This window comes from Pseudomonas sp. PB106 (assembly GCF_009764645.1).
Classification (GTDB): Bacteria; Pseudomonadota; Gammaproteobacteria; order Pseudomonadales; family Pseudomonadaceae; genus Aquipseudomonas.
Genome location: NZ_RWIM01000187.1, coordinates 1 through 13,002 on the forward strand (window position 1 = coordinate 1; position 13,002 = coordinate 13,002).

The 13,002-nt window shown below is 60.3% G+C and carries 10 protein-coding genes and 1 pseudogene; 4 read left to right on the top strand and 7 right to left on the bottom strand.

Going from position 1 to position 13,002, the window contains the following annotated elements:
* Nucleotides 1-82 precede the first annotated feature (82 nt).
* Nucleotides 83-1,183: a glycine-betaine demethylase subunit GbcB gene (gene gbcB, locus EJA71_RS23575; RefSeq protein ID WP_064388155.1), complete on the bottom strand. Its 1,101-nt coding sequence runs from the start codon at nucleotides 1,181-1,183 to the stop codon at nucleotides 83-85.
* Between the two features lie 295 nt (nucleotides 1,184-1,478).
* On the opposite strand from gbcB, the gene gbcA reads away from it, so the two are divergent.
* Nucleotides 1,479-2,774, top strand: coding sequence for a glycine-betaine demethylase subunit GbcA (gbcA, locus tag EJA71_RS23580; protein ID WP_158959944.1), 1,296 nt, complete (start codon nucleotides 1,479-1,481; stop codon nucleotides 2,772-2,774).
* Nucleotides 2,775-3,699: 925 nt separating this feature from the next.
* Here the strand turns inward: gbcA and EJA71_RS23585 are convergent.
* The 6 genes from EJA71_RS23585 to EJA71_RS23610 form a co-directional block, all read right to left on the bottom strand.
* Nucleotides 3,700-4,470, bottom strand: coding sequence for an electron transfer flavoprotein subunit beta (locus EJA71_RS23585; protein WP_158959946.1), 771 nt, complete (start codon nucleotides 4,468-4,470; stop codon nucleotides 3,700-3,702).
* A gap of 9 nt (nucleotides 4,471-4,479) precedes the next feature.
* Nucleotides 4,480-5,700, bottom strand: a complete 1,221-nt coding sequence (locus EJA71_RS23590; protein WP_158959948.1) for an electron transfer flavoprotein subunit alpha/FixB family protein — start codon at nucleotides 5,698-5,700, stop codon at nucleotides 4,480-4,482.
* Nucleotides 5,700-7,649, bottom strand: a complete 1,950-nt coding sequence (gene dgcB / locus EJA71_RS23595) for a dimethylglycine demethylation protein DgcB (RefSeq protein WP_158959950.1) — start codon at nucleotides 7,647-7,649, stop codon at nucleotides 5,700-5,702. The genes EJA71_RS23590 and dgcB overlap by 1 nt, the downstream gene beginning before the upstream one ends.
* Nucleotides 7,650-7,812: 163 nt before the next feature.
* Complete coding sequence (gene dgcA / locus EJA71_RS23600) at nucleotides 7,813-9,873, bottom strand: dimethylglycine demethylation protein DgcA (RefSeq protein ID WP_116028357.1); 2,061 nt, start codon at nucleotides 9,871-9,873, stop codon at nucleotides 7,813-7,815.
* 15 nt (nucleotides 9,874-9,888) lie between these two features.
* Nucleotides 9,889-10,419, bottom strand: coding sequence for a DUF5943 domain-containing protein (locus EJA71_RS23605; protein ID WP_005792152.1), 531 nt, complete (start codon nucleotides 10,417-10,419; stop codon nucleotides 9,889-9,891).
* A 214-nt stretch (nucleotides 10,420-10,633) separates the two neighbouring features.
* Complete coding sequence (locus tag EJA71_RS23610; protein ID WP_016772817.1) at nucleotides 10,634-11,611, bottom strand: dipeptidase; 978 nt, start codon at nucleotides 11,609-11,611, stop codon at nucleotides 10,634-10,636.
* 234 nt (nucleotides 11,612-11,845) lie between these two features.
* Here EJA71_RS23610 and EJA71_RS23615 point away from each other — a divergent pair, with 234 nt between their 5' ends.
* The 3 genes and pseudogenes from EJA71_RS23615 to EJA71_RS23625 all read left to right on the top strand — a co-directional run bounded on the left by EJA71_RS23615 (nucleotide 11,846) and on the right by EJA71_RS23625 (nucleotide 12,931).
* Entirely contained in the window at nucleotides 11,846-12,247 is a 402-nt protein-coding gene (locus tag EJA71_RS23615) for a lysozyme inhibitor LprI family protein (protein ID WP_158959952.1), read from the top strand.
* 19 nt (nucleotides 12,248-12,266) lie between these two features.
* Nucleotides 12,267-12,485: pseudogene (locus tag EJA71_RS23620) on the top strand (helix-turn-helix domain-containing protein); the annotation flags it as partial.
* Between the two features lie 29 nt (nucleotides 12,486-12,514).
* The gene (locus tag EJA71_RS23625; protein WP_158959954.1) at nucleotides 12,515-12,931 is read left to right on the top strand and encodes a DUF3010 family protein; all 417 of its coding nucleotides are present in this window, start codon (nucleotides 12,515-12,517) and stop codon (nucleotides 12,929-12,931) included.
* The last annotated feature ends 71 nt before the right edge of the window (nucleotides 12,932-13,002 follow it).

The following is a 13,002-nucleotide window of genomic DNA, read 5'->3' on the forward strand; positions in this document are numbered from 1 at the left end:
GAAGGCTGCGATCTTTTGATCCTGCCCTTAAAAACAAGATCAAAAGATCGCAGCCTTCGGCAGCTCCTACACAGGGATTCCGTCAGAAATCGATGCGCACGTCGCCTTTTGGCACACTGCAGCACGACAAGATAAACCCTTCGGCCTCGTCGTCCTCGGTAATCCCGCCGTTGTGCTCCATCTCCACTTCGCCGCCCAGCTTGAGCACTTTGCACGTCCCGCAGATCCCCATGCCGCAGGCTTTCGGGATCATCAGGCCAAGCTTGGCCGCCGCCGCGTGGACGGTTTCGCCCGGCGCCACACGAATGCTCTTGCCGGACGAAGTGAACTCGACCTGATGCAGATCGGCGATATCGATTTCCGGCGCATCGGCTGCTTGTTCGGCCTGCTCCACCGCATCGGCGCGCGCCTCGGGTGGCGTGGCCCCGAAGGATTCCTCGTGATAACGCGACATGTCATAGCCGGCCACCTCCAGCAGGCGCTTGACTGCGTTCATGTACGGCGTTGGGCCGCAGCAAAACACTTCGCGCTCAAGGAAGTCCGGCACCATCAGTTCGAGCATCTTGTGGTTCAGGTAACCGCGATACCCGGCCCACGGCTCGCCCAAGCCGTGTTTCTCACAGATGAGGTGCAGGCTGAAGTTGTCGATCCGCGACGCCATGTGTTCCAGCTCGCGGTGGTAAATGATGTCTTTGGGCGAGCGCGCGCTGTGGATAAAGGTCATGTCGACGTTGGCGTTGGTGTCGTAGAACCAGCGCGCCATCGACATGCACGGCGTGATCCCGACACCGCCGCTCAGGTAGAGCACTTTCGGGCTCGGGAAATCGATGGCATTGAACAGCCCGACCGGCCCGTGCACCGCCAATTCCTGCCCTTCATGCAGCGTGTCGTGCAGCCAGTTCGAGACCTTGCCGCCCGGCACGCGCTTGATCGTCACCGAAAAGCTGTACGGCACCGACGGCGAGCTGGAAATGGTGTACGAGCGCATGATCGGCTGGCCTTCGATTTCCAGCTCCAGGGTCACGAACTGCCCGGGCTTGAAGAAGAACAGGATCGGCTGGTCGGCCATAAAGCAGAAGGTGCGCACGTCCCAGGTTTCCTGGATGACTTTGACGCAACGGACGATGTGTCGGCCATTGGCCCAGGTCTGGGTGGTGACCGGATTCAGGAAGCTGTTGGACATGCTGTTCTCCACGGCCGACTGTCGGCCTCATGTCGGCGATTCTGCGTATAGCGCGAACCGCCCGTTTACCTATCCGCGACATCGGCATACTTATCGCGACCAGCCCCCAACCACCGGGGGTTGCGCGTCGGGAACAGATTGCACCATGTCGCCCATGGATAAGGTTCCGCCCTGCGCCGGGCCCACACTCGCCCCAACACCAAGACAGCTTCTTTACACCTTGCGTAGCACCCGTTGCAGCACACCTGATCAGCCACTTTCGCCGGCCACGCAGATGGCCTTGAGGATTACATCGATGGACGTCACCGCAAAAATCAGCCTGGGCGATCCGCTGGAACCCGCACGCAAGGCCACTGCACAAATGCTCCAGGAGCGTGAGCGCACGTTTTCGCTGCCACAACCGTTCTACAGCGATGAGCGGCTGTTCGATATCGATATGCAGGAGATCTTCCAGAAAGAATGGTTGATCGCCGGCATGACCTGCGAAATTCCGGCCAAAGGCAACTACCTGACCCTGCAGATTGGCAAGAACCCGATCATCGTCATTCGTGGCGCTGAAGGCGTGGTGCATGCGTTCCACAACGTCTGCCGCCACCGTGGCTCGCGTCTGTGCACCAGTGAAAAAGGCAAGGTCGCCAAACTGGTCTGCCATTACCACCAGTGGACGTACGAGCTGGACGGTCGCCTGTTGTTCGCCGGCACTGAAATGGGCGCCGACTTCGACATGAAGCAGTACGGCCTCAAACCAGTGAACGTGAAGACCGCCGGCGGTTACATCTTCATCAGCCTGGCGGAGAACCCGCCGCCCATTGATGACTTCCTGTCGACGCTGAACCATTACATGGAACCGTACGACATGGAGAACACCAAGGTGGCGATCACCACCACCTTGATGGAAAAGGCCAACTGGAAACTGGTGCTGGAAAACAACCGCGAGTGCTACCACTGCAACGCGTCTCACCCGGAACTGTTGAAAACCCTGCTGGAATGGGACGACGTCACCGACCCACGCGCCGATCAGGCATTCAAGGACCATGTCGCTGCGTCTGCCGCTGCCTGGGAAGCCGAGAAGATTCCGTACGCCCACGCCAGTTTCGGCCTGCGCAACCGCATCGTGCGCATGCCGCTGCTCAAAGGCACCGTGTCGATGACCCTCGACGGCAAACAGGGCTGCGCGAAACTGATGGGGCGGATCAAGAACCCGGACCTCGGCTCGATGCGCATCCTGCACCTGCCGCACTCGTGGAACCACTGCATGGGCGACCACATCATCGTCTTCACCGTGTGGCCGATCAGCGCGCAGGAAACCATGGTCACCACCAAGTGGATCGTGCACAAGGATGCGGTTGAAGGTGTCGATTACGACGTCGAACGCATGCGCCAGGTGTGGGATGCGACCAACGATCAGGACCGTCGTCTGGCGGAAGAGAACCAGCGCGGGATCAACTCGACGGCTTATCAGCCTGGGCCTTATTCGAAGACCTATGAGTTTGGCGTGGTCAACTTCGTGGATTGGTACAGCGAGCGCCTGCTGAACAACCTCGGCGCCGAGCCTGCGCCGTACCTTAAAGGTGTGCCCGTCCAAGGATAAAAAGCATCGCGAGCAGGCTCACTCCTACATGTGGAATGCGTTCCCCTGTAGGAGTGAGCCTGCTCGCGATAGCTATTTCACATTCAGCACATTCCTGAACTTTGATTGCACAAATTCTGACCAACCACCCCACACCCCATACCCACCAAGCCCCCCAGCCTTCCGCAAACAAGTTATCCACACACCCACCCACAGCAAATGGGGACAACTGTGGATGACTCGAAAAATATCCCACTGATTTGCAAAGAAAAATCGTGACTTATCCAGAAGTACGGTTTTGAAAACACATTGATCACTTTTTGATCAACAGCCTGCAAGCCACGCTGTTCGTGTGCTTCAGCGGATGGCAAACACCTTATCCACAGAAGCGCCAACAGAGATCGGGGGTAACTTTGGCCTTGCTGTGGAAAAGCGCTGGAGGCTGTGTGAAATCGGGGTTTGCGAGGGAGTTTTGCGTAGAAACAGCTGATTTGATTGTTTTTTGATCGATTCTTCGCAGGCCGCGGTTTGTATGGGTCTCAGCGGATAGCGAACATCTTATCCACAGAAGCGCCAACAGAGAATGGGGGCAACTTGCTCAGTTATCCAAGAGAAAAAGCCCTGAAAATCCGTGACTTAGTCTGGTTGTTTTTTGATCGGAGGGCTGTAGGGCTTGATTGGCGTGGGGTCTAGAGAGGGGCGAACACGTTATCCACAGATCCGCCAACAGGGATTGTGGGTAAACACTACCCCTCACCCCAGCCCTCTCCCAAAGGGAGAGGGAGCCGACCGCATCGCCTGTTCAAACTCCACCGACCTGAACGAACATTGTGATCTCAGGCTTGGCCATACCAACGTCACCGCGCAATCGCAGGTCGATGTAATTAGCCAATACCACTCGGTCGGTCCCCTCTCCCTCTGGGAGAGGGCTAGGGTGAGGGGCTTTTCAGCGAACCACGCCCTCTTCGATCAGCAACTTGAGGATCGCTTCGGCGCCGGCCTGTGCGGTGACGCCCTTGAGCACTTGCCCCCCGCCGCCACTGGCCTTGGCCGTTGCGGCCTTCATCCGGTCAGCGCCACTTTTGGCCTTGATCACTTTCAGGCGTTTCGGCCTTGGCTTGGCAGGTTGCAGGGTGGCTACGGACAGCAGTTCGTCGTCGACCACCTCAACATCACCAGCCTCCAAAATCCCACGTCGTGCCGGACCGTAGGCGCTCTGCCGAGGTTTCGGCGCAGCGTTATCCACAGTCGCCAGAAACGGCAGCTTCACCTTCAACCGCCGCCGCTGACCACGCGGCAACGCTTGCAGCACCAGCGCCGAGCCGTCGTTGATCGACTCGACCTGCGCCAGCCCCACCACCAACGGCCAGCCCAGACCTTCGGCGAGCAGAAACGGCAACATCCCCGAACCTTCACCGGTTTCCGCTTGGCTGCCGGTCAGCACCACTTGCGCACCGGCCTCACGCAGATACGCAGTCAACGCTGGCAAGGCATCGGCACCAGCGGGCTGCTCGAGCACGTGCATCTGCTCCAGGCCCATGCCGAGATAGGCGCGCAGTGCCGGTTCCGCGATATCGCCGGCATGCAGCACTTGCAGGTTATCCCCAGCCAGTTGCAGGCCAAGCTCCACGGCGCGTGCATCCTGGTCGGCGCGGCGTGGCCGGCCGGAAGTCGGGTGGGCGCCGATTGAAACCAGACTGATAATCTTCGTGTTCATAGCGTTTCCTTAAGCCGCATCGCGCTTGGCTTCGTTGCGGTAAGCCGCCACCGCCTCGATCAACGCCTGAAGAATCTCTGCGCTTTCGCCGATCACCGAAAGGTCAGCGCGCTTGATCATGTCGCAACCCGGATCGAGATTGATCGCCACCACCTTGTCGCAAGCGCCAATGCCTTGCAGGTGCTGGATCGCACCGGAGATACCCACAGCCACATAGACCCGGGCGGTAACCCAAGTGCCGGACGCGCCGACCTGGCGATCACGGGCCATGAAGCCATCGTCCACCGCGACACGCGAAGCACCTTCGGTAGCGCCAAGTGCAGCGGCCGTTTCGTGGAACAGCGCCCAGTCTTTAACACCATTGCCGCCGGAGAAAATGAACTCCGCTTCGGCCATTGGAATCGCCGCCGGATCCACCGCGACCGCACCGAGATCTTCGATCCGTGACAGGCTGCGCGCGACACTTGTGGATAACTCCATCGGCAACGCCTCATGGCGCGTTTCGCTGACCGGCTCGGCGCATTCCGCCGCCGCCAGAATCAACCGTGCGACGGGACGGGCAAGGTCTTGCAACCCGGCGCCAGCACGACCGATGCACTCCTGATCCTTGACCTGCCAGACCCGCGTCGCCGGGCGTTCGCCCAGTGCCGCAGCAAAGCGTCGACCGAGTTCGCCGCCACCGCTGCGACTGTCCGGCAGCAGCCAGTGACGTGGATTGAACTGGTTGTCCACGGCCCGCAAACCTTGCACCCGTTGCTCCGGTGCATAACCGCTGAACTGTTCGCCTTCGAGCACCAGCAAGCGATCGACGCCGGCGGTGGCGAAAGCGCTTTCCTTGTGCTCGCCAAAGACCACGGCCAACACCGCGCCGTCCTGGCCGGCGAGTTGATGGGCGAGGCCGAGCAAGTCGCGGTCGTGGCTGCTCAAGCGGCCACCGACCATGTCCGGCACCACGGTGATATAGAACGCCGGCGCGGGCACTTGATGCAGGGGCAATTGCACTTCCACAGCCGCCGAACGTTTGACCGCCCCGCCCTGTTGCGCGCCGCTGCGGTCGATACGCTTGATGCCGTTGGGGCCGATAAAACCGATGCCGTGCAGATTCTTGCGAATGACGCCATTCGGCCCCATCCAGCTGTGCTGCGCCGGTTGCATGGCCGCGTGCAGCGGGTGCAGGCGGTTACGGGCAATCCATTCAGCGCGTGGGTCACGGCGGATAATGTCGCTCATCAGTGGGCCTCCGCAGGTTCACGTTTGGCCGGGGTGGCAGGCTTGCTTGGCGCGGCGTCTTCGAGCAGCGCGTCGGCGACCAGTTCGGCAATGTCCTTGATCTGCGGACGCGGTTCGACCACGCCTTCGAGCATCGCCGTGCACTGTGGACAACCCACAGCCACCAGTTCGGCGCCGGTCTCGCGGATGTCTTCCATGCGCATGTCGGGAATCCGCTGCTTACCCGGAATGTCAGTGATCGGCGCCCCGCCACCGCCGCCGCAGCAACGCGAACGGAAGCCGGAACGCTGCATCTCTTTGACCTCAATGCCGAGGGCCCGCAGCACTTCTCGCGGCGCTTCGTACTCGCCGTTGTAGCGTCCGAGGTAGCACGGATCGTGATAGGTCACGCTGTTGCCTTTGTGCTGACCGAGATTGAGCGCACCGGCCTGAATGATTTCCGCCATGTAGGTGCTGTGGTGCTGCACCAGATAGTTGCCGTCGAACGCGCCGTACTCGTTTTTCAGCACATGGAAGCTGTGCGGATCGCAGGTGACGATGCGGTTGAAGCTGTATTTGCCCAGGGTCTGGATGTTGCGTTTGGCGAGCAACTGGAACGTCGCTTCATCGCCAAGACGCCGCGCCACGTCGCCGCTGTCACGCTCTTCGAGGCCGAGCACGGCGAAGTCGATTTTCGCCGCTTTCAGCACTTTGACGAAGGCGCGCAAGGTGCGCTGGTTGCGCATGTCGAACGCGCCGTCGCCGACCCAGAACAGCACGTCGGTGGATTTCTTTTCGCTGAGCAGATTGAGGTTCAAGTCCGCCGCCCAGTTCATCCGCCCGCCCGGGGCAAAACCGCCGGGGTTGTCGGTGGCGATCAGGTTTTCGAGGACTTCGGCGCCCTTGTTCGGGGTCGCGCCTCGCTCAAGGGTCAGGTGACGGCGCATGTCGACGATGGCATCGACGTGCTCGATCATCATCGGGCACTCTTCGACGCAAGCACGGCAGGTGGTGCACGACCACAGGGTTTCGGCGTCGACCAAGCCGTTGACGATCGGTTGATGTGGATTGCCTGAGTGTTCGCCAACAGGTTTGCCGGGGTACGGGCTGCCAGCGAACTTGGCATCGGTGCCGCCAGCGAGGCCGACGACCATGTCCTGAATCAGCTTTTTCGGGTTCAGCGGTTGGCCGGCGGCGAAAGCCGGGCACGCGGCTTCGCATTTGCCGCACTGCACGCAGGCGTCGAAACCGAGCAGTTGGTTCCAGGTGAAATCCTTGGGTTTCTCCACACCCAGCGGAGCACTCGGATCGTTCAAATCCAAAGGCTTCAAACCGGTGGAACGACCGCCGCCAAAGCGTTCGGCGCGACGGTGCCACGCCAAGTGCAAAGCACCAGCGAAGGCGTGTTTCATCGGCCCGCCCCAGGTCATGCCGAAGAACAACTCCGACACGCCCCACAGCACACCAATCCCGAGAATTGCCGCAAGCACCCAGCCACCGAAGTTCTCCGGCAGAATCCCGGCCACTGGCAAGGTCAGCAGAAAGAACGATGCCGAGAACGCCAGCAGGCTTTTCGGCAGACGCATCCACGGGCCTTTCGACAGCCGCGCCGGCGGGTTGAGCCGACGCAGGTACACGAAGATCGCGCCGACGAACATCACTGCCGTCATTAGCAGCAAGGCGTAACCGAGGATGCGGTTATGCAGGCCGAAACCATGCACCAGCAGCGCCAGCACAATCGACGCCACCGCGCCGCCGGCCGTGGCCACGTGGGTATTGGCGATGTATTTGTCCCGCGCCACCACATGGTGCAAATCGACCATGTAGCGCTTGGGCATGGCCAACAGGCCGCCGATCAGATCGACCTTCGAGGCCCGGCCCCGACGCCACATGGCCACCCGCCGCAACGCGCCAAGGACACCAAGGCCCAGAGCGGCGAACAACAGGATTGGAAGAAGGGTGTTCAACATGGTGAAGCTCCCACCAGTACAACCTGGAGAAACACGGCGTTCAATGATCGTTCCCACGCTCTGCGTGGGAATGCATCCCAGGACGCTCCGCGTCCCAAGCGGACGCAGAGCGTCCATTGCGGCATTCCCACGCAGAGCGTGGGAACGATCGGTTCACTAGCCCTTAGAAATCTTTGCAGAGCCGCAGGGCGTCGTAGATCGCGGCGTGTGTGTTGCGCTGCGCCACGCAGTCGCCGATGCGGAACAGCAAGTAGCCGTCGCCCGCCTCGCTCAGCGAAGGTTGTGGCTGGATCGCGAACAACGCTTCGACGTCGATCTGGCCCTTGTTGCGCGAACCCTCTTTGAGCGCGTAGTAGATTTCCTCATCCGGACGCACGCCGTTTTCCACCACCACCTGATCGACCACCCGCTCCTCTTTGGCGCCGGTGTATTCGTTCTCCAGCACCGCGACCAGTTTGTCGCCTTCGCGGTAGACCTTCTCGAGCATCATGTCGCCGGTCATGATCACTTCTTTCGGGTACATGCTGCGGTAGTAGGTCGGGAACGATGTACCACCGATGGCCACGCCCGGTTTGATGTCGTCGGTGACGATCTCGACCTGGCTGCCCTTGTCGGCGAGGAAGTCGGCAACCGACATCCCGGTGAACTCGCAAATGGTGTCGTAGACCAGCACGTTCTTGCCCGGCGCGACCTTGCCGTCGAGCACGTCCCAGCTGCTGACCACCAACCCTTCGGCGGCGCCCCAGTGTTCGTTCTGCTCCAGGTATGGATGCCCGCCGACCGCCAGCACCACCACGTCCGGGCGCAAGTCCATGATGGTGTCGGCATCGGCCGCCGTGCCCAGGCGCAGATCGACTTTCAGTCGCGCCAGCTCCAATTGGAACCAGCGGGTGATGCCGGCGATCTGGTCGCGCTGCGGTGCTTTCGATGCGGTGGTGATTTGCCCACCGATGAATTCCTTCTTCTCGAACAGGGTCACGTCGTGGCCACGTTCAGCAGCAACGCGGGCCGCTTCCATCCCGGCCGGGCCGGCACCGACGATCACCACTTTGCGTTTCGGCCCGGTGGATTTCTCGATGATGTGCGGCACGCCCATGTATTCACGGGACGTCGCGGCGTTCTGGATGCACAACACATCGAGACCTTGATACTGGCGGTCGATGCAATAGTTGGCGCCAACACACTGTTTGATCTGGTCGATCTGGCCCATCTTGATCTTGGCGATCAGGTGCGGGTCGGCGATGTGCGCGCGGGTCATGCCGACCATGTCGACGTAACCGCCTTCAAGAATGCGCGTGGCCTGGTTCGGGTCCTTGATGTTCTGGGCGTGCAGCACCGGCACCTTGACCACTTCCTTGATCCCGGCGGCCAGATGCAGGAACGGCTCCGGTGGATAACTCATGTTCGGAATCACGTTGGCCAGGGTGTTGTGAGTGTCACAACCCGAGCCGACCACGCCGATGAAATCGAGCATGCCGGTGTCGTCGTAATACTTGGCGATCTGCTTCATGTCCTCGTGGGACAAGCCGTCCGGGTGGAACTCGTCACCGCACAGACGCATGCCCACGCAGAAGTCGTCACCGACCTCGGCGCGCACGGCTTTCAGCACTTCCAGACCGAACTTCATCCGGCCCTCAAAAGTGCCACCCCATTCATCGGTACGCTTGTTGACGCGCGGGCTCCAGAACTGGTCGATCATGTGCTGGTGAACGGCAGACAGTTCGACGCCGTCAAGACCACCGGCCTTCGCCCGGCGCGCAGCCTGAGCGTAGTTGCCGATCACCCGCCAGATTTCTTCCGGCTCGATGGTTTTGCAGGTCGCGCGGTGCACCGGTTCACGGATGCCCGACGGCGACATCAGGGTCGGCCAGTTGAAGCCGTCCCAGCGCGAGCGCCGGCCCATGTGGGTAATCTGAATCATGATCTTGGCGCCGTGCTTGTGCATGGCGTCGGCCAGATTCTGGAAGTGCGGAATGATCCGGTCGGTCGACAGGTTGACCGAGCTCCACCACTCCTGTGGGCTGTCGACGGCGACCACGGAGGAACCGCCACAGATCGCCAGGCCGATGCCGCCCTTGGCTTTCTCTTCGTAATACTTGACGTACCGGTCGGTGGTCATGCCACCGTCAGTCGCGTAGACCTCGGCGTGCGCGGTGCTGAGCACGCGGTTGCGGATGGTCAGTTTGCCGATCTGGATCGGCTGGAACATTGCTTCGAAAGCCATGGCGGGTTCCTCGACTTACAACGGCTTGACGGTGAACAGGCCGTCGTCGTGGCCTTCTTCGGAGCCACCGTAGACTTGCTCGGCAACCGTGCGAATCTTGCTGCCGCGCGCCTCAAGAATCTGATCCATCGCACCGGCAAACCAACCGGTGAACATGTAGTCGACCTTGCGTCCGACCTTGCCGTAGACGTAGACGAATGCGGAGTGCTCGAGCTTGACGCTGGCGGTGCCTTTGTCGAGATCAATGTCCTGGATCTTGAACAGGCCCCAGCCGCGTTGCGACAGGCGCTTCATGTAGTGTTCGAACACCGCGACGCCTTCCAGGCCGTGGCATTCGGCTTCTTTTTCGCACCAGTGCCAGGCGGATTTGTAGCCGGCCTTGTAGAGGATCTCGGCGTAGGCGTCAGCGCCCAAAACCTCTTCGATGCCCATGTGGTTGTTGACGAAGAAATGCCGTGGCACGTAGAGCATCGGCAGGGCGTCGGAGGTCCAGACACCGGTCTCGCTGTCGACTTCGATTGGCAATTGCGGGGCGATCTTGGCCATGGAAACTTAACTCCAGAAAAATTCGTGGTTGGTGCCGAGCAAAGCTTTTGCTCTGCTCTTATAAACAAGCCGTATGAATGACTTTGGAGCCGTAGCGAGCACGTCGAGAGCAAGGAAGGACCGGAGCGACAAGCGAGACAGTACGGGACGTACGGCGAGTTTGGCGCGAGGACCTGACGCAGCTATCGGCGAGCGGAGTAGGCTCCAGAGTTATTCATTCGCCCCAGACGTCCTTGAGGACGCTCACCCAGTTCTCGCCCATGATCTTGCGCACCACGCGCTCGGAGTGGCCGCGCTTGAGCAGGGTTTCAGTGAGGTTCGGGAACTCGCCGACGGTGCGGATGCCCAGCGGGTTGATGATCTTGCCGAAGCTGGTCAGACGGCGGGCGTAGCCCTTGTCGTGGGTCAGGTATTCGAAGAAGTCCTGGCCGTGACCCTGGGTGAAGTCAGTGCCGATGCCGATGGCGTCTTCGCCGACGATGTTCATGGTGTATTCGATCGCTTCGGCGTAGTCGTCGATGGTCGAATCGATGCCCTTGGCGAGGAACGGCGCGAACATGGTCACACCGACAAAACCGCCGTGGTCGGCGATGAATTTCAGTTCTGCATCGGACTTGTTGCGCGGGTGCTCTTTGAGGCCCGACGGCAGGCAGTGGGAGTAGCACACCGGTTTTTTCGATTCGAGGATGACTTCTTCGGACGTCTTGGAGCCGACGTGGGACAGGTCGCACATGACGCCAACGCGGTTCATCTCGGCAACGATTTCGCGACCGAAACCCGACAGGCCGCCGTCGCGCTCGTAGCAACCAGTGCCGACCAGATTCTGGGTGTTGTAGCACATCTGCACGATGCCAACGCCGAGCTGCTTGAACACCTCGACATAGCCGATCTGGTCTTCAAACGCGTGAGCATTCTGGAAGCCGAAGAGGATGCCGGTCTTGCCCTGCTCTTTGGCGCGGCGGATGTCGGCGGTGGTGCGCACCGGCATCACCAGGTCGCTGTTTTCGCGGATCAGCTTCTGGCTGGCGGCGATGTTGTTCACGGTCGCCTGAAAGCCTTCCCACACCGACACCGTGCAGTTGGCTGCCGTCAGACCGCCCTTGCGCATGTCTTCGAACAGCTCGCGGTTCCATTTGGCAATGATCAGACCGTCGATAACGATGCTGTCGGCGTGTAATTCGGCTGGGCTCATCAGGCGTCCCCTTATTGGCGATTCATGCGCCGAATCGTCTGCCGGCGCTTTGGGGCCAGCATATGCCTCGGTGCCGGGGCGACCGGGTGCAAAAACGACAGGGGAATTGCCGAAAGCGTCAATCCGCGACAAAGGGTCGCCAGACGCTCCGATCAGCTACCTGTTCAAGCCCGCACGCTTGAGCCAGAATCTCCGGCATCTTGGAAACACCACTGGATTAGAGCGGCGACAACAATGAAATCGATCTTCCTGGCTTTGGCACTGCTTGCGACCGGCGTACACGCCGCCGAAGAGTCCGACAACAACCCGTGCGACGCCGTCGAAAACGACGTCCAGACCCTGGAATGCTCAGCCTACAGCCGCACCACCGCCGAAGACTTGCTCAAGGACAACTACGCCAGCCTGACCGAACGCATGCAAACCGCGTACGGCAAAAACGCCACGCAACTGGCGGACATCACCGCCAAGATGAAAACGGCGCAGCAGCAATGGCTGAAGACGCGGGATGCCGATTGCGCGGTGGAAGCGTTCCCGGCCACGGCGGGGAGCAAGGCCTTCACGATTGCGCAGAATGACTGCGTGGCGCGGATGAGTGATGAACGGTCGGAGTTTTTGGAGTCGATTGGGCAGGAATAAACATAAAAAGGATTAATCAATGATTCCCCATGAAGTTGTAAGTCGCATCGTCGATGGTGCTCTTCCGATCCGCGCCTGGCGCGAACACCTCAACCTGACTCAAGAAGAAGTTGCCAAACGCATGGGTATTTCCCAACCGGCGTTCGCCCAGCAGGAAACAGTCGCCAAGCCACGTAAGGCCACTCGCGAGAAAATTGCGTCGGCGTTCGGCATCACCGCCGATCAGCTAGAGCTGTAAGCTGCCCTCTTCACTTCAAGGAATTCCCCATGAATATCTGCGGCATCGAAATCAAAGGCAGCGAAGCGATTATCGCCGTGGCCGCTCTCGACGGTTCGACCCTGAGCCACATTCCCCTTGCCACCAAGAAAATCGCCCTCGACGAAGATGACGAAGCGGCCAACGTTAAGCTGTTCGCAGCGCAGGTGGCGTCGTTTGTGCGGGAGAATTCGGTTGACCGGATTGCGATCAAGAAGCGCAGCAAGAAAGGTGAATTTGCCGGTGGGCCGACGACGTTCAAAATTGAAGGGATTTTGCAGTTGCTGGATGGTTGCGAGGTGACGTTGTTGTCGCCGCAGACGATCAATGCGCAGGCGAAGAAGCATAATTTTGAGCTGCCGGGGACGCTGAACAAGTATCAGCATGAAGCTTATAAGGCGGCGTGTTCGGCGCTGGTGAAGAAGTAACCAACAGCAAGATCAAAAGATCGCAGCCTTCGGCAGCTCCTACAGGGAAATACATTCCAATGTAGGAGCTG